At 35.8% G+C, this 26,037-nt stretch carries 24 protein-coding genes; 12 read left to right on the plus strand and 12 right to left on the minus strand.

What is annotated here, in order from left to right; genetic code table 11:
- Window positions 1-12: 12 nt before the first annotated feature.
- The 8 genes from CKV71_RS00240 to CKV71_RS00275 all read right to left on the minus strand — a co-directional run bounded on the left by CKV71_RS00240 (window position 13) and on the right by CKV71_RS00275 (window position 8,721).
- On the minus strand, window positions 13-1,431 hold the full coding sequence (locus tag CKV71_RS00240) for an anion permease (RefSeq protein ID WP_095102466.1): 1,419 nt from the start codon (window positions 1,429-1,431) through the stop codon (window positions 13-15).
- Window positions 1,432-1,584: 153 nt separating this feature from the next.
- Window positions 1,585-2,340 carry a 3-oxoacyl-ACP reductase FabG gene (gene fabG / locus CKV71_RS00245; RefSeq protein WP_095102470.1) on the minus strand — a complete coding sequence of 252 codons (756 nt, stop codon included), beginning with the start codon at window positions 2,338-2,340 and terminating at the stop codon, window positions 1,585-1,587.
- 233 nt (window positions 2,341-2,573) lie between these two features.
- Window positions 2,574-3,635 carry a polysaccharide intercellular adhesin biosynthesis/export protein IcaC gene (gene icaC, locus CKV71_RS00250; protein WP_167376354.1) on the minus strand — a complete coding sequence of 354 codons (1,062 nt, stop codon included), beginning with the start codon at window positions 3,633-3,635 and terminating at the stop codon, window positions 2,574-2,576.
- Window positions 3,625-4,491, minus strand: coding sequence for an intercellular adhesin biosynthesis polysaccharide N-deacetylase (icaB, locus tag CKV71_RS00255; RefSeq protein ID WP_371685415.1), 867 nt, complete (start codon window positions 4,489-4,491; stop codon window positions 3,625-3,627). The genes icaC and icaB overlap by 11 nt, the downstream gene beginning before the upstream one ends.
- Window positions 4,481-4,798, minus strand: a complete 318-nt coding sequence (gene icaD / locus CKV71_RS00260; RefSeq protein ID WP_095102476.1) for an intracellular adhesion protein IcaD — start codon at window positions 4,796-4,798, stop codon at window positions 4,481-4,483. The genes icaB and icaD overlap by 11 nt, the downstream gene beginning before the upstream one ends.
- A complete protein-coding gene (gene icaA, locus CKV71_RS00265; protein ID WP_095102479.1) occupies window positions 4,762-5,991 on the minus strand; it encodes a poly-beta-1,6 N-acetyl-D-glucosamine synthase IcaA in 1,230 nt (409 codons plus the stop codon). Before icaA ends, icaD begins: the two co-directional genes overlap by 37 nt.
- Window positions 5,992-6,922: 931 nt before the next feature.
- Window positions 6,923-8,266 carry a dihydrolipoyl dehydrogenase family protein gene (locus CKV71_RS00270; RefSeq protein WP_095102482.1) on the minus strand — a complete coding sequence of 448 codons (1,344 nt, stop codon included), beginning with the start codon at window positions 8,264-8,266 and terminating at the stop codon, window positions 6,923-6,925.
- A gap of 5 nt (window positions 8,267-8,271) precedes the next feature.
- On the minus strand, window positions 8,272-8,721 hold the full coding sequence (locus CKV71_RS00275; protein ID WP_095102485.1) for a MarR family winged helix-turn-helix transcriptional regulator: 450 nt from the start codon (window positions 8,719-8,721) through the stop codon (window positions 8,272-8,274).
- Between the two features lie 227 nt (window positions 8,722-8,948).
- On the opposite strand from CKV71_RS00275, the gene CKV71_RS00280 reads away from it, so the two are divergent.
- From CKV71_RS00280 to CKV71_RS00315, 8 genes are all read left to right on the plus strand, one after another.
- Complete coding sequence (locus tag CKV71_RS00280) at window positions 8,949-9,650, plus strand: ABC transporter ATP-binding protein (protein ID WP_095102488.1); 702 nt, start codon at window positions 8,949-8,951, stop codon at window positions 9,648-9,650.
- A gap of 12 nt (window positions 9,651-9,662) precedes the next feature.
- Complete coding sequence (locus tag CKV71_RS00285; RefSeq protein ID WP_095102491.1) at window positions 9,663-12,479, plus strand: FtsX-like permease family protein; 2,817 nt, start codon at window positions 9,663-9,665, stop codon at window positions 12,477-12,479.
- A 224-nt stretch (window positions 12,480-12,703) separates the two neighbouring features.
- Window positions 12,704-13,192 (plus strand): immunodominant staphylococcal antigen IsaB family protein, encoded by a 489-nt coding sequence (gene isaB, locus CKV71_RS00290; protein WP_095102494.1) that lies wholly within the window; start codon window positions 12,704-12,706, stop codon window positions 13,190-13,192.
- Window positions 13,193-13,236: 44 nt separating this feature from the next.
- Window positions 13,237-13,737, plus strand: coding sequence for an immunodominant staphylococcal antigen IsaB family protein (gene isaB, locus CKV71_RS00295; protein WP_095102497.1), 501 nt, complete (start codon window positions 13,237-13,239; stop codon window positions 13,735-13,737).
- A gap of 52 nt (window positions 13,738-13,789) precedes the next feature.
- Window positions 13,790-14,320, plus strand: a complete 531-nt coding sequence (gene isaB, locus CKV71_RS00300; protein WP_095102501.1) for an immunodominant staphylococcal antigen IsaB family protein — start codon at window positions 13,790-13,792, stop codon at window positions 14,318-14,320.
- A gap of 390 nt (window positions 14,321-14,710) precedes the next feature.
- Window positions 14,711-15,991, plus strand: a complete 1,281-nt coding sequence (locus CKV71_RS00305) for a PrsW family glutamic-type intramembrane protease (RefSeq protein WP_095102505.1) — start codon at window positions 14,711-14,713, stop codon at window positions 15,989-15,991.
- Window positions 15,988-16,545, plus strand: a complete 558-nt coding sequence (locus CKV71_RS00310; protein WP_095102508.1) for a zinc-ribbon domain-containing protein — start codon at window positions 15,988-15,990, stop codon at window positions 16,543-16,545. The genes CKV71_RS00305 and CKV71_RS00310 overlap by 4 nt, the downstream gene beginning before the upstream one ends.
- A complete protein-coding gene (locus tag CKV71_RS00315) occupies window positions 16,542-17,042 on the plus strand; it encodes a hypothetical protein (protein ID WP_095102511.1) in 501 nt (166 codons plus the stop codon). Before CKV71_RS00310 ends, CKV71_RS00315 begins: the two co-directional genes overlap by 4 nt.
- A gap of 35 nt (window positions 17,043-17,077) precedes the next feature.
- Here CKV71_RS00315 and CKV71_RS00320 read toward each other — a convergent pair whose 3' ends face one another.
- Window positions 17,078-17,602, minus strand: coding sequence for a VOC family protein (locus CKV71_RS00320; RefSeq protein WP_095102514.1), 525 nt, complete (start codon window positions 17,600-17,602; stop codon window positions 17,078-17,080).
- 159 nt (window positions 17,603-17,761) lie between these two features.
- Here CKV71_RS00320 and rbsR point away from each other — a divergent pair, with 159 nt between their 5' ends.
- The 4 genes from rbsR (at window position 17,762) to rbsK (ending at window position 21,194) form a co-directional block, all read left to right on the plus strand.
- On the plus strand, window positions 17,762-18,754 hold the full coding sequence (rbsR, locus tag CKV71_RS00325) for a ribose utilization transcriptional repressor RbsR (protein ID WP_095102517.1): 993 nt from the start codon (window positions 17,762-17,764) through the stop codon (window positions 18,752-18,754).
- A 202-nt stretch (window positions 18,755-18,956) separates the two neighbouring features.
- Complete coding sequence (gene rbsU / locus CKV71_RS00330; protein WP_095102520.1) at window positions 18,957-19,838, plus strand: ribose/proton symporter RbsU; 882 nt, start codon at window positions 18,957-18,959, stop codon at window positions 19,836-19,838.
- Window positions 19,839-19,856: 18 nt separating this feature from the next.
- On the plus strand, window positions 19,857-20,261 hold the full coding sequence (gene rbsD, locus CKV71_RS00335; RefSeq protein WP_095102524.1) for a D-ribose pyranase: 405 nt from the start codon (window positions 19,857-19,859) through the stop codon (window positions 20,259-20,261).
- Window positions 20,262-20,279: 18 nt separating this feature from the next.
- Window positions 20,280-21,194 carry a ribokinase gene (rbsK, locus tag CKV71_RS00340; protein ID WP_095102525.1) on the plus strand — a complete coding sequence of 305 codons (915 nt, stop codon included), beginning with the start codon at window positions 20,280-20,282 and terminating at the stop codon, window positions 21,192-21,194.
- Window positions 21,195-21,234: 40 nt separating this feature from the next.
- Here rbsK and CKV71_RS00345 read toward each other — a convergent pair whose 3' ends face one another.
- The 3 genes from CKV71_RS00345 to fadE are packed head-to-tail and all read right to left on the minus strand — an operon-like array spanning window position 21,235 to window position 25,965.
- Window positions 21,235-22,419 carry a thiolase family protein gene (locus CKV71_RS00345; protein ID WP_095102532.1) on the minus strand — a complete coding sequence of 395 codons (1,185 nt, stop codon included), beginning with the start codon at window positions 22,417-22,419 and terminating at the stop codon, window positions 21,235-21,237.
- Between the two features lie 30 nt (window positions 22,420-22,449).
- The gene (gene fadB, locus CKV71_RS00350; protein WP_095102537.1) at window positions 22,450-24,711 is read right to left on the minus strand and encodes a 3-hydroxyacyl-CoA dehydrogenase/crotonase FadB; all 2,262 of its coding nucleotides are present in this window, start codon (window positions 24,709-24,711) and stop codon (window positions 22,450-22,452) included.
- A gap of 45 nt (window positions 24,712-24,756) precedes the next feature.
- Window positions 24,757-25,965 carry an acyl-CoA dehydrogenase FadE gene (gene fadE, locus CKV71_RS00355; RefSeq protein ID WP_095102540.1) on the minus strand — a complete coding sequence of 403 codons (1,209 nt, stop codon included), beginning with the start codon at window positions 25,963-25,965 and terminating at the stop codon, window positions 24,757-24,759.
- Window positions 25,966-26,037 lie beyond the last annotated feature (72 nt).

Consider the following 26,037-nt stretch of genomic DNA (forward strand, 5'->3'; position numbering starts at 1 on the left):
TCTAAATTGTGGTTACATCATCCCTAAGAGTTTCATCCAAATAGATCCTAATCCAATCCAAATTATAAAGTAGATAATTCCAAGCGCGAAGTTCATTGTCCACCAGCGTTTTTGAGTGACATACTCCGACGCGTATAGAATAGGAGCGGGTCCGCTGCTGTAATGTGTAGTAGAAGCGAGTAAGTTCCCAAAGAAACCTAACATGAGTGCACTTAATAAAGGCGGTGCTCCGGCAGCTACAGCAACTCCTAATAACGCAGCGTACATTGCGCTGACGTGGGCTGTGGCGCTGGCAAAAAGATAATGAGAATAAAAGTAGAAAATCAATAAGATAATCAGTACAATCGGCCAACTGAAACCACCTAGGCTATTTGCAATGATTTTACTTAACCATGGAATGAATCCTAGTTTATTTAATTGATCTGCCATTAATACAAGAACAGAGAACCAAATTAAAGTATTCCAAGCTCCTGTTTCGTTTAAGATATCTTTCCAAGTTAGAACGCCAGTTAAGAGTAATAAAGATAGCGCGATAAATGCTGTTAAAGTTGCATCAACATTAATAAAACTACCTACCACCCAAAGTGCTAACGCAATAACAAATATACCAATCATGAATTTTTCGGATAACGAGGTTTTACCCATTTTCTCTAATTCGTGGTCTGCCCAAGCTTTAGCGTTAGGTGTTTCTTTAACAGTCGGAGGATATATCTTATAGATAATGAAAGGAATTAAAATTAATGAAATAAGTCCTGGCACCAGTGCAGCTAAGAACCAGTTCATCCAAGTAATATGTACATGAGCAGTGTTTGCAGCAAGATTTTGTGCTAAAGGGTTACCCGCCATTGCAGTCAAGAACATGGCTGAGGTAATAAGATTTCCTTGGAATTCTGTAAAAATAAGGAACGCACCCATTTTACGTTCCGATCCGTCGTCTGGTTTGGATCCGAATGATTCAGAGAGGGATTTAATTATCGGAAACATGATACCTCCTGCACGTGCTGTATTACTTGGTGTAGCAGGTGCTAAAATTAAATCGACGCCTACGAGAGAGTAAGCTAGCCCCAAAGTCTTTTTACCGAAAAGCTTAACAAATTGAAGCGCAATACGCCGGCCTAGACCTGTTTTAACAAATCCTCGTGAAATGAAGAAAGCCATAGCAATCAACCAGATACTGTTATTGCCAAATCCTTGCACAGCTGTTTTCATATCACTAATTCCTACAAGAACCATGATAGTAAAGCCGATAATTGAAACTGCGCCAATCGGCATAGGTTGAGTGATACAAGCAATAATAGTTGTAACAAATATTGCAAACATATACCAAGCTTGTGTATCTAAAGCTTCAGGTTTAAATGGAGTGAGTGCCCAAATAATAATTCCAATTACAATAGGTAGAATGAATTTACGGTATTTTACAGTATTCTTCATAACTACTTCCTTCTTTCTCTTTAAAGTAGGGTTTCAATTATTAGAATAGACTTAATATAAATATATGTACATAGGTTATTTATAAATTATCAATTATGAAAAGATTTAAATAAAAGCGACCTCGCTAAAGGTCGCTTTGAATATATTTAGAATTTACAATACAGCCCCTGGTTCTTCTGGCAAGACTTGTCCACCATCAATAATCAATGCTTGTCCTGTAATAAATTTAGCTTCTTTAGAGGCGAAGAATGCCACGGCATAGCCGATATCTTCAGGTTCTCCTAACTCGTGAGTAGGAATGATTTTGCGTGTACCTTCTAAGTAGTCCTCCCCTTGAGCTTTAAGTCCTTCAGTTAACACATTACCAGGTTGCACAGCATTTATAGTAATCCCATATTTAGCATATTCTAAAGCTGCACTGCGCACAAAACCAAGTTGTCCAGCTTTTGAAGCACCATAATGAGCCCATCCAGGGTAACCTGTGTTTGGTCCTGTAACAGAAGAAGTCACAATTATACGGCCGTATTTTTGCTTTTTCATTATTTTCAAGACAGCTTGTGTAACAAAGAACATGCCTTTTAAGTTAATGTTTTGTACAAAGTCCCAATCATCTTCTGTTAATTCTTCAATACTGATTTGAGGATAAACACCTGTGTTAGAAGCTAATATATCAATTTTTCCAAATTGAGTTACTATTTGATCTACTGCTTCGTCAATCTGTGATTTATTGGTAATATCTAATTTTACAAAAGTGCCATTTAATTCTTTTGCTGTTTTTTCACCATTTTCTTTATCAATATCTCCAATAATGACCTTTGCCCCTGCTTCTGATAAAGCTTGTGAAATTCCCTTTCCAATACCATTTGCGCCGCCAGTTACTAAGGCTATTTGATTTTCTAAATTAAACATAAATATTCACCTCATATTATATCTATTTAGTATTATCTTCCCTTAGTTATATACAAATAACTCTTTTCTATTAAGAGTCATAGTTTATTCAAAGACTTGCTAGTTAATAGTTAAAAAAGTTATTGCGCTTGTATAGTAGTGGTTTTTAATTTATATAATAGTATAAAAATAAAAATAGAGGCACTCACTAAAGAGTGACCTCTATTTTTGATTTAAATACAAAACTTTTACAGCTATTCAGAGACAACTTCTTTTAAATCAAATTTTGTACGGTAAGGTTGCTTGCCGATAACAAATCTGAAGATATAAAACTCACGTAAGAAGACGCCCACGCCTACACACAGCCCTAAAACAAATAGCATTGTTAGAACAATAAACAAAATCGTTTGCGCCTTATATACGAGTGTGTATTCATACACATAGCTTAAAATCATAGGGTGGAATAAGAAAATGAAAAATGAAAATGTACTCGTCAAATTAATTGAATAGAACATAAATGACTTGAATTGTAAGCAGATACCTAGTAGTAAAAGAAACATAAAGGTGTGATAAAGTACCAAATAATCTGTGTAACTTGTCACATACCAATAATCGTGTTTCTTGAAAAGTACAAATATAATATAAGAAATCACAGAGAGTCCTATGATAATAAAAATATATTTGTTTAAGAAGTTGATAATCTTATTGTAATTCAAACCAATATAGCCGCCTAGGAAGAAGATCCATCCTAGAATAAAAGTATTATCACTTAATGGATATATTGAATGGAACACTCTGGCAAAATCTTTGTTATTTTCAAGAAGATGCAAAAAAACAACTTGTACAATCAGTGAAGTGAATAAGATGATTTTACTATTGAATATTTTATAAGAAATTTTATAAATCAAATAGCTTAGTATAAAATACTGCATAATGACAATGATGAAATAACCGTACCATTTACCTAAAATGATATTTTCATAAAATTGGTGTGTAAAAGGGCTGTCTAATTTTAAAGATTCAGTATAACAATAAAACATACCCACCATTAAATAAGGAATAAATATATATTTGAACCGTGACCATAAATAATTGATAGATAGCTTTTTATAGTTAAGTGTTACTAATAGTTGAGCCAAAATTATAAATGAAGGTGTGCCAAATATAAATATATTTTGAACATAGTAAATTAATTTTAATTGGTTAATATCTGTTCCATCAATGCTTCTCATCAATTCAGTAAACACGTGTGTCAGGATAATCAACATGCAAATAAAGGCACGAAAGTATATGAGTTCAACTTTTTTATTTCTCACTATTATTAAATCCTTTCCATTTTTGTACAACTTGATGGAATGCACTTTCACTTATAAGAATACGTGGAATGTAATAATCATCGTCATCTGGTTGTACAGGTTTTTCTTCTAGTGTATAACCGTATTTAATCCCTGCTTTTTTAATTGCTGCAATTTTTTCGTCATTGATTTGACCGTACGGATAAGCAATTGAATCGGCGTTAGAATTAAAGTTTTTCTTTAGATATTGTCTGCTCTCTTGAATATCCGCAGTTAACGTACGGTCATCTTGAGTAGAAATCACTTGAGAAACATTATGCTTAATAGAATGTAAATCCTTAGTATGAGATTGGAATGTCCAAAGTCCCGAATCATTCATTGTTTTGAGTTGAGTCAGAGTAGCCATATTTAAATTATGGAATTCTTGCTGACCAACTCTACCTGTGATAATAAAACCAGTGGCAGGAACGTGATATTTTTTTAATATTGGATAAGCATTTTTATATATCGATTGATCCATATCATCAAAACTAATCCATACACTTCTTTTTGGAAATTTTCCTTGGTTTTTGTATTTAATAAACTCTGCTTCTGTTAGAAAATGAGCTTTTTTAGATTTCAACCATCTAATTTGGTCTTCAAATTGTTTTTGTGTAAGACTATAAGTTGATAATTCTTTACTGTTTGAAAAGATACTTAAAAAATTATCGAAAAATCCACCTTTTCTTACTCTGTGATAATTTAAAGCAAGGGCACTATTTTTACTGTATTTCGAAATATCTGTTTTAGCATTTACAGATTTATCATACTCAAATAACACAGTGCTTAAAGACAAAGTTAAAATAACGACGATTATAATTCCTCTTTTAATCATCAGAAGCACCTTCTTTTCTTTTTTTAATAGTTTGAGAAATTAAGCAATAAGTTAATAAAAAGAAAATTATGATTAGAAAAATTCCCATTAATTTAAAGATGCTATCTAAGTCAGAGTTCTCTATATTTAGTACTGCGCGCAATAAAAGTACGTTCTCACTCTTAATTCCAAGTAATGATCCTCCTATAACAATCAAAGCTGACCAACAGTAAATCCAAAATAATAACGTGAATAAGAGTATAAAACCTTCGCGTATAATATTTAGGCTAGATTTTACCGTTTTATGTTTCCTCTGTCTGGACTTGACCATGTCGCATAAGCCCCTTTCTTTCTTTTTAAAGCTTTAGGAAAAGCAAAAATCGCTACTAAAGCATTGAGCACCCAATATAAAGTTGGATACCAACTTAAAAATATAATCGTGAATAAGTTGATTTTTTCATAAGCACTATCAATGAACAGTGAAATGGCAAATTGTATAGTATTAATAAATGTCAGTAACAATGCTGAAAGAATAATGATTGTAAATTGATACTGTAAAAACGAAATATCTAAAAAATCAGTGTTAATTACAGATAAAGCGAGTAATATAACGACAGAATAAACCCATAGTAAAGAGACTGTTTGTTCGAAAAGCAATAAATATTGCGCTAAGTTAAAAGTTTTTAGCGATTGTTTAAAATCTCTGATTAATACTTCTTGTCCACCTTGAGCCCATCTTATTCGTTGTTTCCACAAACCACCGATAGTTTCAGGGACTAGCATCCAACAAAGTGCGCGCGGTTCATATTTTATGCGCCAACCATTTAAGTGAAATTTCCAGGAGATAGCAATATCTTCTGTAATCATATCGATATCCCATCCTCCGACTTGGATAATGGCTTCTTTTCTAAATAAGGTAAATACTCCGGATATAGTATTGATTTTACCTGCAATCGATTGAGCTCTTTTGATACTTCCAACCATGCTTGCATATTCAATAGCTTGAATTTTACCCAAAATAGAACTCTTATTTCTGATTCTCGGGTTTCCAGTAACGGCAGCTAACTTAGGATCATGTTTAAAGGATTCAATCATAAAATATGGTGCATCCTCGTCAACTATTGTATCTGCGTCGATTCCCATAATATATTTATAAGTTGCATGTTTTATACCTTCGTTCAGAGCGTTTGCTTTACCGTTGTTTTCTTTTAAATTTACAAAAGTAAAGTCGAGTTTTTCTTGCAAATCCATTACTACCTTTTCAGAGTTGTCTGAACTGCCATCGTTTATAACAATGACTTCTTTTAGGGGAAATCTTAACTCCAAAATGCTTTTTATTGTATCTTCAATCGTCTCTTCTTCGTTATAACAAGGAATTAAAAAAGTGATTCCTTCTGTCTGATTATCATAGTTTGGTAACTTTTTTAATTTAATTTCTTTAAACACAGCATAATAAATGGTCCCAACAATCCAATAAAGGGACATAAACAGTGGATATGTTAGCAATAAGCTAAATATTTTCAAACCTGAATCAACTCCTACAAAGCATAACAATACGAGATAGTTAGTTGATTTTTAGAATCAAAATCTTTTGGCTTCTAGTTTGTTATGCTTTGTTGTATTTTTTAATGCTTATGACTGATCGTTATGAGCATTCGTAATATATTTCAGATTTTTATATATAAGAGAAAAAGCTAATATATATGGCCAATAAATATAAGCTTCCTTTTTATTAAAAAACATAAAAACCGATAGATATACTCGAATTATGCCGGCGAAGAAATCATATCATCGATAAATTTATTTATAAAGTTCAAACTTAAACTGTAATCAAAAATAAATAAAATTACAGAGAAAATCATTACATTTAACTATATAGAACACAATTTTAAATATTACTTTGTTTTTGTGAAGAATAAAATTAAAAAAATAATTTTGTATAAATCTAGCAGCAATTCTACTGTTATTAATAAGATATAAAACAACAAACAATTAAATTGAGCTTCATTTAATAAAAAAGCTTGAAATTGAGCTTTGTGACTGCTTAATCTATAAAAAACATCTGTAAGTATAGTTGAAATATAGAGTTTTCTTAATTTTTAGGATATTTAAGCTTAACATTATCCACATAATTCTGTCTTTTAATTTATGAGTACATTTTCAGTGATAAATATTTTACAAATATTTTTATGTTTACATTTATTACAAGGAATATTGATTTTGTAATAAAACATTATTTAGTTTGTAATGATATGAGTAGCATAGAATAGACCTAATCCCTTATATACTGGCTTTTCAAGCGTTTTTTGAGATGAATATATATAAATAATAAAACGGTATAATATATTTTATTAAAACAAATTAAAAATGCAAGGTTTCTATAAAAATAGAAACCTTGCTCTAATACTTCTATAATAGAAGAGATTTTTAAATTTTATTAAACTAACCTATCTTTCTAAAGCATATTCATTTTCAACATATCAATCACACCGCTGGAAGCACCAGGGAAAGCAAAGATGTGTTGGTTTAATTCTTGCGCAGTCATACGACCGTCTACAATAAATGTCAGGATATTAATTAAATCAGGTGCGTCGTCTCCGTAAACAGCAGCGCCCACTAAATGTTTGTCTTGATCTAAGACAATATACATTTCCGCTTCAACTTCATTCTTATACTCAAATACCATTTGTTTACCAAATGGAACATATTTCACTGTATAAGCATCATCGTTTTCTGCTTCTTCTACAGAGACACCGATTTGCGACAGTCTAGGTAAAGCGTATACTACTTCTGGGATTGCTGGGTAGTGGATAGGTTCAGGATTTACGCCTAATATCTGACTGGCAATATAGTTGGATTCAAATGTTGCAGTCGGTGTCAATTTCGGAATCATTTTATCCACGACATCCCCGCTGGCAAAGATGTTGGATACGTTAGTACGCATATAATCATCTACTTGAATACCGCGATTGCTGAATTGGATGCCTGCATTTTCTAAGCCGATATTTTGTACATTAGGTTTACGGCCTGTTGCATCCAAGACATAATCTGTTTCAATAGAGAGACCAGATTCAGTTTCAACAAGATAACCTTCTTTAGATGGTATCACAGCAGTTGTATTTTCATTGAAATGGAATTGCACACCTTCAGCTTTCAATTTTTCAACCAGTTTTTGCACATGGCTGCGATTAAATCCTTTTAATGCTTCATCTGAATGATGAATAATATCCACTTTCACACCTGATTTAATCATAATAGAAGCAAATTCCATGCTGATAATACCGGCGCCAATCATAACCATGCGCTCAGGAAGTTGATCCATTGATAAGAAATCGCGACTGTCATGAGTGTATTCTTTTCCATCAATTTCTAGTTGATGGCTGTGTTGACCAGTACCGATGACAATATTTTCAGCTTCTAATTCTGTGTCATCTACAGTTACAGTGTGCGCATCTTTAATGACACCTTTACCCATATAAAGGTCAATACCTTGTTGTTCAATCATTGAAGCAACGAAGTCTGACATAGGATTAATGATTTCTTTTTTATATTTCATTAAATGTTCCCAATTTACTTGTAACTGATCCGCTTCAATAATGCCGTCATAATGACTGGCTTCTTCTAACACTTCATAAGGCCCTTCTAATAAAATTTTGGCGTTACAGCCGAAATTCGTGCAAGTACCTGCTACTTTATCTTTTTCAATGATCGCAACGGATTTGCCTGAATTGGCTAAAGTTACCGCTGCATGCCATGCCGCATGTCCGCTTCCTATAAATACAACATCATAACGTTTCATGAAAATCATCCTTTATTTATATTGATTTGTTTTTCAAGTGCGCTTTCTAGTTGGTCCATTATTGACTTGGCTTCCTGATAATCTTCGTATTTCATTTCTTCTGGAACACAATTTGCGAGTGCTTCATAAACAGATGCTTGATTTCGGACACCTTTATCTGTCAATGTCACAATTAATTGTCTTTTGTCCGCTGAAGATTTTTCTCTCTTAACCCATCCAGCTGATTCTAATCTTTTTAAAAGAGGGGTCAGTGTATTGCTGGAAAGTTTCAACTGTTTCCCGATTTCATGCAGGGTCTGCGGATTGCTTTCCCATAAAGCTAGCAAGACTAAGTACTGTGAATAAGTTAAACCGAAAGATTTGAGCTGTTGTTCATAGAAACGTGCGAACAACCGGCTCACATTATAAGCTGAAAAACAAAGCTGGTTCGCTAACTTCATAGCTTCTTTATCCATCTATGCACCTCTTTTCATGATTTGAAGTTACTCTTAGTATAATCAATCGCGCACGATTGTTAATAGGGATATGCTCATCTTCAAAAGTGTCATTTTAAATTTTTTGAAAAGATTGCGTAAATAGGCTTGTACTTTTTGTGATTAGTTGATATGATTTAACAAAATGGTTGACCAAGTCAACTAATAGAAATGGGTATCTAAATTTTAAATGAGAAGAGGAAAAATACTTGGCATATATTGAAGTAAAGCATTACTCAAAAATATTCGGCAGTGGTGACCAGGAAGTCAGAGCGAATGATGATATTTCATTTACTTTAGAAAAAGGGCAGTTAATGGTAATTGTTGGTGCATCTGGGGCAGGTAAATCAACGTTATTGAACACTTTAGGCGGTATGGACACAGCGAGTGAAGGGCACGTGATTATTAACGGTACCGATATTGCGAAGTTTTCAGAGAAACAACTTACAACGTATCGACGTAATCAAATCGGATTTGTATTCCAGTTCTACAATTTGATTCCAAACCTTACAACATTAGAAAATATTGAATTAGCTTCTGAACTTTCTCCTAAAGCATTAGATTCAGAGGAAACATTGAAACGCGTAGGCTTGGAGAAACGTAAAAATAATTTCCCATCACAACTTTCTGGTGGAGAACAACAACGTGCGTCTATTGCACGTGCAGTTGCGAAGAATCCAGATTTGTTATTATGTGATGAACCTACGGGCGCACTCGACTATAATACAGGGAAAACAATTTTGCAGGTATTACAAGATTTAAGTCACAAAGATGGTAAAACAGTAATTATTGTAACGCATAATGCAGCGCTTAAAGACATGGCCGATCATGTCATTGAAATATTTGACGGTAAAATTAAAGAAGACTATATGAATGAGCACCCACAACCTATTTCAGAGATTGAGTACTAGGGGGTAAGTGCGATGAAAATGTTAAGAAAAACTATATTACATGAATTCAAGTCTTCTTTACCGCGTTTTATTTCTATTGCAATCTTGCTTGCTCTAGGTGCTTTCGTACTGATTGGATTGAAAGTAACAGGCAGTGACATGCGTCAAACAGGCAATGATTATTTTAAAGAACATAAGATGGCAGACGCTCAAGTCACAAGTCCAGTCGGCTTTAATAAAGATGATAAAGATTATATCAATCATATGAAGCATGTGAAGAAAACCGAATATAGTGTTTATAAAGACGCTGTAGTTTCCAATTCGAAAAAAACAATGCGTTTGAATGAGAAAACATCTAAGTTATCTATTTTTAAAGCAGAAGAAGGACGCTTACCGAAGAAAGATAACGAAATTGCATTGAGTTCACAAGACAAAGGCAAATATAAAATTGGTCAATATATCAACCTAGAGAACAGTAAAGGTAAGAAAGAAATTGACGGATTAAAAAATCATAAATACAAAATCGTTGGTTTTGTGACATCTAGTGATTTCATGCAAAAACATGATTTAGGCATGACAAATGTAGGTAAAGGTCAAATTGATACCTTTGCAGTCTTGGATAAAAGTGGTTTCAGTGATACCACACCGAATGTAGCTAAAATTGCTTACGATAATTTGAAAGGTGCCAGCTACTCTGACAAATTTGAAAAGCAATTACAAAAAGATGTAGATCAAAATATTCCTGGGTTAACAAAATGGGCAGACAAACGTGATTCAGAAATTAAAGATGATAAAAAAGCTCAAATTAAAGATGGCAGAGAAAAATTAGAAAAACAAAAATCATCTGTGGACAGCAAAGAGCAATCTTTAAATCAATCTAAAGAACAATTAGATGGCAATAAAGCACAATTGGACCAAGCAAAACAACAAGTTGCCGATGCTAAAAAGCAAGTCGATCAATTGCCTGCTGGTGCACAAAAAGATCAAATGGCTCAACAGCAGCAAGCGCAACAAAAACAAGTGGATGAACAAGCAAAAGAATTTAAGTCTAAGCAAGACGAATGGCAAAAAAATGCTGATGACTTGAAAGACGCTAAAGAAAAAATCGCTTCAAAAGAAAGTGAACTTGATTCACAAGAACAAAAAATTCAATCAATGGGTGATTTAGAATATCAATTACAATCACGCAGCGATTATAACCAAGGATATAACCAATTTGGCGAATCAGCGAAACGTATCGATGTACTTTCTAATACATTCCCAATTATTTTCTTCGCCGTAGCCATTTTAGTAACATTTACGACAATGTCACGTATGGCTGAAGAAAAACGTACAACAATGGGTGTGTTACGTGCATTAGGTTATACGAAGTTTGATGCAATGAGATTATTCCTTATCTATGGTACAAGTGCAGCATTATTAGGTACCGCACTTGGAAGCTTCTTCGGTACAGGATTGTTACCTAGAAGAATTTATCAAGCTTATGCTGCAAACTTAGCTGTACCGCCAATTCAAACACCGCCTTCATGGTTATGGATTATTATTAGTTTAATCTTTGCTTTATTATGTACGGTTGTACCGGCAGTTTATATTGCTTGGCAATCACTCAAAGAAAATCCTAAATATTTACTAGTTGCTAAACCGCCTAAAGCAGGCTCTAAAGTATTATTAGAACGTATTCCATTTATCTGGAATAAACTATCATTTAATTACAAAGTTACAGTGAGAAACTTATTCAGATATAAAATGCGTATGTTTATGACTATCTTCGGTATCTTAGGTTGTACGGCATTATTGATTACAGGTTTTGGTATGAAAGATTCCTTGAATGGTATTATCGATAACCAATATAAGAAAATCATTCATTATGACATTATCGGCGTTTATAACCCTGATGCGAGTCAAAAAGAAAAGAATGATTATGAAAAAGCAGTCAATGATATCAAAGGTGTAAAACAAAAAGACAATGTTTACTTTGAATCTGTAACTGCAAAACCTAAAGGTGTTATCAATAATCAGCAAATTACGATGATGGTCCCAGAACACAAGAATACTTTCAATGACTTTGTGACGTTACGCAATCCTGATAACGGTCATAAAATGAAATTGAAAGATGATGGTGTAGCGATTACACAAAAACTTGCAAAATTAGGCCACTACAAAGTAGGCGACCATATGGACATTAGAGACAAGGCAGGACGCAAGCATAAAGTAAGAATCGCTCAAATTACACAAATGTATGCAGGACATAACGTGATTATGGATAGTAGTTATTACCAAAAAGCATTCCATAAGAAAGTAAAATACAATGGTAAAATTATTAACCTGAAAGATCGTTCTAATAAAAATATTGATAAAGTCTCTCGCGACTTGAATAGTCAAGATGCTGCGATGACTGCAGTCCAATCGAACCAAGCTAAGACAGCTATCAACACTATCTTAGACGGACTTGATAATATCGTATTTATTATTGTGTTAGCTTCTTCAGCGTTATCATTCGTTGTGTTGTTCACACTGACAAACATCAACGTTTCAGAACGTACACGCGAATTAGCGACACTACGAGTCTTAGGATTCTATAAACGAGAAACAGTAATGTATATCTATCGTGAAACGATTATTCTTACAATTATAGGTATACTCGTCGGATTCATTGGCGGTTATTATTTACATCAATTTATCATGAGTACACTACCTCCGAATAACGCGATGGCAGATATGACACTGTATTGGACAAACTTCGCAATATCAACAGGTTTAACGCTATTATTCTCATTCATTGTAATGTTAATTATGGCACGCAAAATCAGCAAAATAGATATGCTGGGTGCTCTGAACTCAGTAGACTAATTCCTTTAACCGGTAGAAGTCCCGAAGCGGATTTCTATCGGTTTTTTTGAGACGTACAAAAATACACTATTTAAACATACTCAATAGTTATTGAAATTAATCATTTTTATTAATAATTTGTATAGCTAAATTTACTTAATTTTCTGAAATATTATTGTAATGATTGTCATTCTAGTGTAATCTAACACTAAGCATTATAAAAAATAATAGGAGTTGAGGAAGCCATGAAAAAAGTAATTGCAGCAACCGGCGTAACTTTGACGTTAGCACTTGGTACAAGTGTCCTTCCAGCAAACAACGAAGCAGGCAATGAAGCACATGCAGCAACGCAACCTTATTATAATTACACAGGCTATACGAGTTATGATTCAAGCTTTCTTTTAGATCCAAATTTTATTAATGCATTAAAGTATAATAACTTTACCATCAACGGATATCATATGGACTTTTCTCCACCCTCTTTTGCAACACAAGATATTATGTATCGTGAAACACAGTATGATCAGTATTATAGCTTACTATCATCTTCAGAAACTCCATATCATGTTCATTTTGATGCTAAGCCAGGACAAATCAGCAAGCAAGATATCATTAATGCATACGGTCTTAATTACACAGAAAACGATGGTAAAAGCATGGTATATAATTTAAATGAAGCAGAAATAATATTTGAAATATCAAATGATACGGTTAAAGCAGTTGATATCTATTAGTGTGAAAAGCGATGATTGAGTAAATTAATAGGAGTTGAAGAGCCATGAAAAAAGTAATTGCAGCAACCGGCGTAACTTTGACGTTAGCACTTGGTACAAGTGTCCTTCCAGCAAACAACGAAGCAGGCAATGAAGCACATGCAGCAACACAACCTTATTATAATTACACAGGCTATGCAGCGTATGATTCAAGTTTCTTTGTAGATCCGAATTTTGTGAGAGCGATTAAATATCATAATGTCACATTTAATGGCTATAAAATACAAGGACAACATCAAGCAGTGCCGAACTCTACTAGGAATATACAAGTATATGATCAACTAATAGCGATTAATAAAGAAACGAATAACGCCGTTTCTGTTTCAATCCCAATCAATCAAGGTCAGGTCAGCAGACAAGCAATCGAAAATGTATACGGAACAAACTATAAGTTTTACAGTGAGAAAATGTCAAATGACACAGGTATGATGGTTTATGAGTTTGATGGCAGTACAGTGAATATCGAAATCTATCATAATATGGCAGATTCTGCTACGATTACTTAACATTTATAAAAAAGTGAGCTAATTTTTAAAGAATAATAGGAGTTGAAGAGTCATGAAAAAAGTAATTGCAGCAACCGGCGTAACCTTGACGTTGGCACTTGGTACAAGTGTCCTTCCAGCAAACAACGAAGCAGGCAATGAAGCACATGCAGCAACACAACCTTATTATAATTACACAGGCTATACAGCGTATGATACAAGTTTTGTTCTAGACTCGAATTTTGTGAGAGCTTTACAGCATGGTAACGTCACTTTGAATGGGTATAAGATTCAAGGAGAACATCAAGCAACCAATAATGATAATAATGAATCTGTAAAGGTTTATGACCAAAAAATGATTATTAATCCTAAAACAAATAGAGCTATTACCGCAGCATTTCCAGCTAAGTCAGGACAAATTAGTAAACAAGATGTTATTAATGCATATGGCTCAAATTATAACTTTATAAAACACTATCCAAATGATCCGGACAACACTGGAATAATGAAGTATGAATTTGATGGCAGCACAGTTAATTTTAACTTTACAAATGGTTATTTAACTAGCGTTGGTATTAATGGCGGTGTGTTAACTTCGCTATAGAATTAATGATATGAGAACAATATTGTATTCTATTTATAACAAGTCGGTATCACAAATAGAATGAAGCAATATAGAGGAACAAGGAAGGGTGGTTTTCCCTTCCTTATTTTTCTGTTTTCTAATAAAAAAGACAAAATATCCATCTCAATGAGTAGAGTAATATAATCTTGTCAAAATTGACCTGTAGTTCTATTTTTGTTTTTCAATAAAGATATGCACTAACTATAACTTTATCTTCTAAATATCAGAGAAATGTATATGTGGTATTGCAACCCTATATATATGGAACAATAATGAAAATTATTTTAAAAATTGCCATAGATTTATTTGGATTCTTTAGGTAATATTAAATTATTGAAATTTGAAATAAATGTGAAAGCAGGAAAGATAATGAAATGTATGAATTGCGGAGAGAGTGTAGATCCGAATGATAAATTTTGTATGAGTTGTGGATCTAATTTAGAGGAACAAAAGGCAAGTGAGTTGATTATTAAGACATGTCCTTCATGTGGAAATAAGGTTGATTTAGACGATAAGTTCTGCGGGCATTGCGGTTATAATTTTAATCATTCAATGGCTAATGAAAATCAGCACAATTATAATTCGACAACAACTATGCCTGAAGCAAACAGTTTTACGCAAGGAGCTAAAAGCTTATTTGGAAATACGACTAAATCAATCGGTAGATTAGCAGGTAACGAGGAAAGTTTAAACATTAATCTAAAAGATATGTTTTCTGAAGTATTTAAAAAGCATACAAAGGAAGAATCAGATGAAATTTTTATAGCAGGCACAAAGAGCACTACACCTCAGCTTGACGAGATTTCAGAAGAATGGGGTAGACCATGGTTGTTTTCTAGAGTGTTTTTAGCATTTGCTATTACATTCGCAACGTTGTGGGTTTTAGTAAATTCCTTTGAAAATAATTTAGCAATACCTGGATTAATCTTTATTGGTGCTTTAATGGTTCCTCTATCCTGTCTTTTCTTTTTCTATGAATCTAATGCATTTAAGAATATTAGTCTATTTGAAGTGATGAAAATGTTTTTTATTGGAGGAGTACTTTCTCTTCTAAGTACTATGTTTTTGTATAGTTTTGTTACATTTAGTGATGAACATAATGTATATGGAACGCTTACAATCATTGATGCATTTTTAGTAGGATTGGTAGAAGAAACTGGGAAAGCACTTATTATTATTTATTTCATTAATAAAATGAGAACGAATAAAATTTTAAATGGTTTATTGATAGGGGCAGCAATAGGAGCTGGATTTGCAGTATTTGAATCAGCAGGATATATCCTTACGTATTCATTAAGTAATATTGATAATTTAACGACCATGGTATTTGCAAGATCTTGGACAGCTATTGGTACACACATTGTTTGGTCCGCCATTATAGGGGCCGCTATTGTTATTGCTAAAGATAATACGAAATTCTCTTTTAATAACATTGGGAATAAAAGCTTTTTATTTTTCTTTTTTGTTTCAGTGCTACTTCATACTATTTGGGATACTGATATCACACTCTTAGGTAGTGGAACTTTAAAATGTATAGTATTGATTGCTATTGCTTGGATTTTTATTTTTATCTTAATGAAAGCAGGACTGAATCAAATAGATTTCTTTAGAAATGAAGAAGCATTGATTCAACAAGGTGAAAATGAATGAGATATTGCCCTAATTGTGGAGAAAAATTAGAAAGAGGACAACTCTATTGTAATAATTGCGGCACAATGCTAAATGAAACACATCCGAAACATAGCAGAAGAAACAGAAACCAAAATGCTGGTAAAGTTTGGATTATTATAACAGTAGTTTTAGTAGCACTCATATCTGTAGCCATAGCGATTTATTTTTTATTAATGTTTTTAAAAAATCCTTTTAGTTCAGCTAGTGATAGTACCAACCACTATAATAGTCATTCGAATAAAGTTAATGTATTATCTACATCATTCAGTGAAAATTTTATGAATCAAGAAAATACGGGAGGATATAAAGGATTCGAATTAGGAATGTCTCCCGAAGAGATAAAACATAAATTCGGTAATGAAGATGGTACAGTTGAATTGGGTATCGGAAAGGTTCATAAATACGGAAATATGGGCGTTTATTATGGCTCTGGTAATACAGTTTCCTCAGTATATGTATTGCCTGATAATGTTACAGTCGATGAATTTAAAAAAGTACATGGCGAGCAACTAAACAGACAGAGGATCAGATGATATATGATGATAATCCTGATAATGGATTTACAATTTTAATCAATCATAAAGATGGCAAGATTCAGTCTGTAGAAAATACCTTTCAGATGGATCCTTCAAGTTTAAAAAAGATAAATTCGAGTAATAATTCTTCTCAAAATGTGAGTGAAGCTTTTTCTCAAGACGTATTGAATTATAGCGACGGAATTAGCAAAATAATGAACACTGCGTTTAGTGCAACGGATTATACAGAGCAACCTGAAAGTTTATCTGAAGCGCGGTCTATGACGGCTAGCTGGGATGGTTTGTTAAATGATATTGAAAACCAAGCAGATACTGATGAAGAAAAAAGGATTGTAGAACAATTACAAGGGTTTAAAAATAAAAGAGATGAAATCTTGGATGACATTGAACAATTCGTGGATAACCATGATTCTGAAGCTTGGCAGAATGCCCAAAAAAAGAATGTATCCTTAGAAGATGAATTAAAAATATTCTTCGATAAATATCCAAATTAAAACAGGAATGGTGAATATAAATCACCACTCCTGTTTTACTTTTTCGGCGGTATAAAGACTTCCGCTTCACTACTTTCAGGATAATAATATCCATTCGGTACCGTCTGCAACTCAATCAAACTGCCCCAAGGCGTTTTAACGTAAACCGTCTGATTACCGTCTGTATCTTCATATTTAGTATTAAAATGCGGTTCTGAAATCGGTTGGCCGCCTGCTTCAATCACTTGTGCTAAGGCTCTGTCGAAATTATCTACATAAAAAGAAATATGGGTAAAGCCGATATCTTGAAGCGTTTCCGCAGAACGTTGCTCTGCATTTGCAAACTCAAACATTTCAATATTCGGACCATGACCGAAGACCATCATGCGCTTTTTAATAATCTTAGCGCCTGTTTCCATACCTAAATATCGTTCTACATCTTCACCGCCACGGGGTGCTTCCATTTCCGTTTGACTATCATAGGCGATTTTGCCATTCAAGCCTTTTTTAAAAAAGTGAGTGGCAGCTTCAATATCAGGCACAGTCAATCCAATATGGTTAATGCCTCTTGTAACATCCATATTTTCTTCACTTCTTTCTTTAAATAGAGGTTATATTAATAATATTAACCATAATAATAGAGTTTTATGCTTCTTTAAAAGTTAAAAGGGTTCTACCACAAAATCATTTTGAGCATGATATGATATGAGTAAGCGATTATTTTACGAGGGGATAGAATAATGAAAAAAGTATCAATTAAAGACGTAGCACATGAAGCGGGCGTTTCTGTGACTACCGTATCCCATATTTTAAATCATAATGAGAAGCGTTTTTCTAAAGAAACAATTACTAAGGTGCTGAATGCTAAAGAAACACTCGGCTACTTTCCTAATAAAAATGCACAGCAATTAAGAGGGAGTAAAATCAAATTGATAGGTGTGCTGCTTCCGAGTTTAACCAATCCGTTTTTCTCAACGATTATGCAAAGTATGGACCAAAATAAACCTGATGATGTAGATCTATTCTTTTTAACTACTACTGGAAAGGAATTGGAAAGCAACATCAAACAATTAGTGGAGCGAGGGATGGATGGACTCATCATTGGACGTTTAATTGAAAATCCAGAGGCTTTGGATACGTATTTGAAGAAGCGAAATGTGCCCTACGTGGTATTAGATCAAAGTGAAGATCATGGGTTTACAGATATTATTCGTACGGATGAAGAAGCGGGTGGACAACTGGCAGCGGAGCATCTGATTCGATTAGGGCATCGCAGCCTTGCAATTATCGCACCTCATCAAATGATGGCTAATATGAAAGACAGAGTGCAAGGGTTCATAACATATTGCCGAGCACATCATCTTTCTGAACCACTCTTCATGCAAACTGAATTATCTAAAGCAGGCGGGGCGTCTATTGTTCCAGCAATTCTAGAAAGTAATGCTACAGCAGTCTTTGCTATTAATGACGAGATGGCTATCGGGATTATGAGGGGATTAGCGGATAGAGGATTGTCTGTTCCTGCTGATTTATCAGTAGTAGGGTATGATGATATCGATTTTGCAAGCTACATGATTCCTTCACTTACGACGGTAGCACAACCTATGGAGGACATCGGAGCATTAGCACTGACACTAATTATGAAAAAAATTCAAAGCCCTGATTCAAATCCTGAAAAAGTTGAACTGCCTAATAAGCTGGTAATACGAGAAACGACAAGACAAGTGAATTAAAAATGAATGAAATAAAGATCTTAAAGTTGAAATTACAATTTTTAAGGTCTTTATTTTTTATAGCCCGGGTTATTTGAATATGACAAAAAATCTACATTAAGATGAAAGCGTATACAGATTTAACTAAAAGTGCTATTATTTAGTAAAACGTTTTACTAAGTCTGAAATTTACGAAATGAATATAAAAATAGAGGTGTAAATTATGAATATGGTAGCACTATTAATTGGCTTAGGACCTTTGCTAGGTTGGGGTTTATTTCCAACAATCGCATCTAAATTCGGCGGTAAACCTGTTAACCAAATTATAGGAACCACAGTGGGTACTTTAATTTTTGCAAGTGTCTTTTACGCATTTACGGCTAGAGACTTTCCGACTGGAATGGATTTATTCTTTGCAATTTTGTCAGGCGCAGGTTGGAGTTTTGGTCAAATCTTAACCTTTAAAGCATTTGAGTACATCGGTTCATCACGTGCGATGCCGGTGACAACCGCCTTTCAATTATTAGGGGCGTCACTTTGGGGTGTATTCGCGCTTGGCAACTGGCCGGGTGTGACTAATAAAATTATTGGTTTTATTGCGTTAATTGTCATTTTAATCGGTGCACGTATGACTGTTTGGAGTGAGAAATCCGAAGCAACTGACAGCGGCAACTTACGTAAAGCGGTGGTTATCTTATTGATCGGTGAAATCGGTTATTGGTTATATTCAGCCGCACCGCAAGCGACAGATATCGGCGGTAAAAACGCCTTCTTACCGCAAGCTATCGGTATGTTGCTGGTAGCTGTGATTTATGGTTTGATGAATTTGAAAAAAGGCAATCCATTTACTAATAAAATTACTTGGCTGCAAATTATCTCAGGTTTCTTCTTTGCCTTTGCAGCATTGACTTACTTAATTTCTGCACAACCTAACATGAATGGTTTAGCAACAGGCTTTATCCTGTCACAAACTTCTGTTGTATTAGCAACCTTGACAGGTATTTATTTCTTGAACCAACGCAAGACGTCTAAAGAAATGGTCATTACTGTGATTGGTTTAGTCCTTATTCTCGCAGCCGCAACAGTAACAGTCTTTATTAAATAATTAAAGGAGAGAAAGAAAATGAAGAAAACACCTTTACTTAATAGTCGGGTTTCTCAAGCAGTAGCGACAATCGGACACTTTGATTTATTATCTATTAATGACGCGGGTATGCCGATTCCGAACGATGAACGACGTATTGATTTGGCAGTAACTAAAGAATTGCCGCGTTTTATCGATGTTTTAGAAACAGTGTTGACTGAAATGGAAATTCAGAAGATATTTCTAGCGGAAGAGATTAAAATGTATAATCCAGAACAATTAAAAGCGATTAAAGGATTGATTGATGAGGATGTCGAAATTGAATTCATTACTCATTCTCAAATGAAGGAATATTTAAGACACCCATTAAACAAAGGAAATATCCGTACAGGGGAAATCACACCGTTTTCAAATATTATTCTGGAATCTAATGTGACATTTTAAAGGGAGGAGAGATGCTTTATGACAAACAAAGTTGTAATTTTGGGATCAACAAATGTTGATCAATTCTTAACAGTTGAACGTTATGCGAAACCTGGGGAAACGTTGCATGTGGAAAAAGGACAAAAATCATATGGCGGCGGTAAAGGTGCCAATCAAGCAATTGCGACAGCACGTATGAATGCTGATACAACGTTTATTTCTAAAGTCGGCAAAGATGGCTTGGCTGAATTTATGTTTGATGATTTTAAAGAAGCGGGCATGAATATAGATTATATTATAGAATCTGAAACAGAAGATACAGGACAAGCATTTATTACAGTTGACGCAGAAGGCAGCAATACGATTTATGTATATGGCGGTGCGAATATGGCCATTACCCCTGAAGATGTGAATAAAGCCACTTCAAAAATTAAGGAAGCAGATTATGTTGTTGCCCAATTGGAAGTACCTGTCCCTGCGATTATCCAAGCCTTTAAGATTGCGAGAGCAGCAGGCGTAACAACGATATTAAATCCTGCTCCGGCTGAAACGTTGCCAGAAGAGTTGTTAGGATTGATTGATGTCATTATTCCTAATGAATTTGAAGCTGAAAACTTATCTGGCATTCCAGTGACAGATGAAAAAACTATGGCACAAAATGCAGACTATTTCTTAGGATTAGGCATCAAAGTAGTGGTCATTACTTTAGGAGAACAAGGAACGTATTATGCCGTAGAAGGCGACTCAGGTCTTGTCCAAGCTTATACGGTGCAAGCAGTAGATACGACAGCGGCAGGGGATACCTTTATCGGTGCCTTTGTCAGCCGTTTCGATGTCGATTCCATGAACTTAGTTGAAACGATTGATTACGCCAATAAAGCCGCTTCACTTACTGTTCAAAAACCTGGTGCACAAGCTTCTATACCATCAGCAAATGAAGTAGATGAAATTTAAAAAGCGAACCGCTTAACAGCAGTCCGCTCTTCAACTCAATCTATCTCACATATTCAAATATTCCAGCTGCACCCATACCTGCTCCGATACACATGGACACCATGCCATATTTTGTATCGGGGCGTTTTTTCATTTCTGAGAGTAAGCGTGCAGTTAATATCGCACCCGTTGCGCCTAAGGGATGACCTAAAGAAATTGCGCCGCCATTCACATTGGTAATATCTGTATTGAGTTTGACTTCTCTGATAGAAGCTACAGTTTGAGAGGCAAAGGCTTCGTTCAACTCAATCAAGTCGATATCATCAATGGATAGGTCAGTCAGTGATAGCACTTCAGGTATTGCATAGGCAGGACCAATACCCATAACTTTAGGATCTACTCCGACTGCTTTAAATCCTACAAAGCGTGCGATAGGGGTTACACCTAACTCTTTGACTTTATCTCCAGACATCAGTACCACAAATCCAGTGCCGTCTGAAAGAGGCGCAGAAGTTCCGGCGGTTACTGTGCCGTCTCTCTTGAATACTGTAGGCAAGGTAGCTAAAATTTCCTCGCTCGTATCTGGACGAATAAATTCATCTTGAGAGAAGGTTTCGTGACCGACTTTCGGACCTTTATCAGTATATGTGACAGTATTGACTTCAATTGGAATAATTTCATCTTCGAACTTGCCGTCAGCTTGTGCTTGGGCTGCACGTTGATGGCTTTGTACTGCATACTGATCTTGTTCTTCACGTGAAACGTTGTATTGATCGGCTACATTTTCCGCTGTCAGTCCCATAGGGTAAGACACCCCGGCGTCTTCTTCTTGCAAGGTCGGGTTGTTCGTGGGTTCATTACCGCCCATCGGTACAGCGCCCATAAACTCAATACCGCCAGCAACTAATACATCGCCTTGACCTGCTATAATTTCATTGGCCGCAGTCGCAATAGTTTGTAAACCGGAAGAACAATAGCGATTGACGATTTGTCCAGGTACAGAGTCAGGCAAGCCTGCACGTAACGCAATGGTACGTGCGGTATTCATGCCTTGCAGCCCTTCTGGGAAAGCGGTACCGACAATGACATCTTCAACCATTTCGGGCTTGAAATTGCCATCTACACGTTCTAATACACCTTTTAATACTTTCGCAGCAACATCATCTGGTCTTTCATGGACGAATGCGCCATTTTTGGCTTTGGCTACTGCTGAACGTCCATAAGCTACAATATATGCTTCTCGCATGCTCATCATCCTCTCTTTATCTTTTCGCAATCAGTTGCGTAATGGTTTGCCTGTTTCCAGCATATGGCTGATACGTTCGTAGGTCTTTTTCGTTTTCAGCAGCTCTATAAAGTTTTCTTTTTCCAAAGTTTGAATGTAGCGCTGATTGACGAAAGTATTGCGTGGCAAGTTTCCGCCTGCTAGGACAGTGGCGATACGCAATGCGATGTTGTAATCGTGCTCGCTGATAAAGTGTCCTTTGACTTGTGCGTCTAACTGGCCTTCTGCGTTGGCTCTGAAATCTTCGCCGAGTGCAATGTATTGTTGCTTAGGTGTTGGAATGTAATTAGTGTCTGCTTCGAATTGGGCACGTTTCAGTGCGATTTCGACACGTTTTTCTTTGTTAAAAATAATCGTGTCAGTGTCTCTTAAATAGCCGTAGCGTTTAGCTTCGTAGGCATTAGTAGAGACTTTCGCAAATCCGATATTCATCAATACTTTAGACATGCTGGCTTGTTTATCGTCTGCTTTATGAGAGGTACGCAAGATGCGGTCGGCCATTTCAGCTAAGCCGCCTCCGCTAGGCAGTAATCCCACGCCGGCTTCAACTAAACCGATATAAGTTTCGCTGGCAGCTACGACGAATGGAGAGTACAGAACGAGTTCGCAACCTCCGCCGAGCGCACGTCCATGGACTGCAGTCACAACTGGTTTCAAGCTGTATTTCAAGCGGTTGAAGCTGTAATGTAATTTCTCAATCGCGTGGGCGATCTGTTCATCTACTGCATTCTCTTCGTAAGCTTTCTTCATTTGATATAAGTTGGCGCCGACGCTGAAGTTATTGCCGTCTGCGTAAATGACCATACTGGAGAAATCTTGATTTTCCAGCATATCAATTGCTTCTACTAAGTCGTCATTGAAATCGTCTGTAATCACATTGTTCTTACTTTGCAATTTCAATAACAATTGATTGCCGTTTGCGATAGATAATTTAGAATCACGATTGTTCCAGATCTCTTCATCTACGAAATCAGAAACAGGTGTAACATTTTCAATGGTTTCTCCTTCTTCATAGAAACTGCCGTTTACTTCATCTAACCAGTCCGGTAAGTCTCCGAGTTCGTCTTCCATGCGCGCTTTGACACGGTCGAAGCCCATTAAGTCCCAGAGTTGGAATGGCCCGAGCTTCCAGTTGAATCCCCAAACGATGGCACGGTCGATATCTCTGAAATCATCAGCTGCCTTTGGAATATTTTTAGCTGAATAATAGAAGTTATTACGCAATGTTTCCCATAAGAATTTTCCGGCTTTATCATCAGAGTTAAAGATAATATCTAAATTATGTTTCAAGTCTTTAGTGAATTCTGCCAGAATCGGCAATTGAGGCGGTTCGACAGGAATATAATCGCCTGTTTCTGGATCATAAACCAGACGTTGTTTCTTCTCTTTATCTTTTTTATAGAAACCTTGTTTCGTCTTGCGGCCTAAAGCACCTGCTTCAAACAATTGATTCGGCAGTTCCGCGTCTTGGAAAAACGGTGCTTCATCTGGATCTTGTTGCAAACCTTTGATAACCGAAACAGCAATATCTAAACCGACTAAATCTGTCAGTGCATAAGTACCGGTTTTAGGGCGTCCGATGGCTTTACCAGTTAAAGCATCCACTTCCGGAATCGAGAAGCCTTGTTGTTCTGCACGATACATGACGTCATTCATAGAATGTGTACCGATACGATTGGCTACGAAACCAGGAACGTCATGTGCAATTACCACACCTTTACCTAAGACGTTGGTTGCGAAATCGCTGACTTCTTCAATCGCTTCTGGGTCTGTTTCTGTAGTAGGTATCACTTCAACTAATTTCATGATACGTGGTGGATTGAAGAAATGAAGCCCGAAGAAACGTGCTTTATCTGCTGGATCAAAGGATTTAGCAATGGCATTGATAGGGATACCTGATGTGTTTGTCGCAAAGAGAGCGTCTGCTTTCGCATGCTTTGTGACAGCTTGCCACACTTGGTGTTTGATATCTAAATCTTCTTTCACTGCTTCGATATATAAATCTGCATCATCATTTTCTAAATCATCATGGAAATTACCATAAGATAGGTTGTCCGCTAAACTTAAATCAAAGAGTAGGGGACGTTTCTTATCAGTAATGGTTTCATATGCTTTTTTGGAAATTTTGTTCGGATCGTTTTCATCTATGACGATGTCTAAAAGTTTTACTTTTAAACCTGCATTGACCAACATTGCCGCCAATTGAGCGCCCATTGTACCGGCACCTAAGACGGTTACTTTTCTGATTGTCATAATCATTCCTCCCGTTGAGTGAGCTATTTATCATTTGTTCCTTTATTAAACAAAAGCAGATTCTCCAGTGAGTGCGCGGCCGATGACAAGCGCGTTGATTTCATGCGTACCTTCATACGTATAAACAGCTTCTGCATCTGAGAAGAAACGCGCAATATCATATTCGCCTGCTAAAATACCGTTACCTCCCGTGATGCCGCGTCCCATTGCAGCGGATTCGCGATATCTTAAAGCATTCATCATTTTCGCTGCAGAGGTTGCCACTTCATCGTATTCGCCATGTTCTTGCATGCGTGCTAAAGCGGCACAGGTAGACATCGCTTGAGCTAAATTGCCTTGAATCATTGCCAGTTTTTCTTGCACTAACTGATAGTGGCTGATTGATTTACCGAATTGTTTACGTTGTTTCACATAATCTAAAGTGGCGCGTAAAGTTCCGGCAATACCTCCTGTAGCCATGTAGGCCACTCCGGCACGTGTAGAATAGAGAATTTTCGCGATGTCTTTAAAGCTATTGATGTTTTGCAAGCGCTCATCTTCACTGACCTCTACATTTTTGAGCGTGATAAGTGCATTCGGTACAATACGTAAGGCGATTTTATCTTGTAATACTTCAATATCGACGCCTTCTTGTTCAGGACGTATGACAAAGCAGTGAGGCTTGCCGGTTTCTTTATTTACGGCAAAGACGGGCATGACATCGGCAACATTGGCACCGCCGATCCACTTTTTAGAACCATTGATAATCCACTTATCGCCTTTCTTTTCAGCTACTGTTTCCAGTCCGCCTGCAACATCTGAACCATGGTCGGGTTCTGTTAATGCAAAACAAGTACGCAACTCATGCGATTGTAATTTCGGGATGTATTTAGCGACTTGCACTTTACTGCCTCCGAATAAGAAAGCGTTGTGTCCCAAGCCTTGATGCACACCGAGTAAAGTGATGAGCGAAACATCGAAACGTCCGATGGTATAAGATAAAAAGAATTGGAAGAGCTGGCTCGGTGTCTTGGCACCTTCACGTCCTTCGAAAAGCAATGGGTTAGTGAAGTACTGCAGCTTGCCCATTTCTTCGAAAAATCCTTCTGGAATTGTTGCATCAGCCCAATGTCGATTAATATCTTTGCGGAATTTGCTTTCTAGCACATCATCTAATTGCTTAAGCACCTTTACTTCTCCGTCTGTTAATCCTTTAGAGATATTCATAATGTCTTCTGGATACAATTCTTTTAACATTTCTTCTTTGTGGCTCATAGTAAAATCCCCCTTATTGTGAAAGGCAGTAAGCGTTTGATTGTAGTTGTAAACGCTTACATAACCTTCTAA

This window comes from Staphylococcus piscifermentans, assembly GCF_900186985.1.
GTDB classification, from domain to species: Bacteria; Bacillota; Bacilli; order Staphylococcales; family Staphylococcaceae; genus Staphylococcus; species Staphylococcus piscifermentans.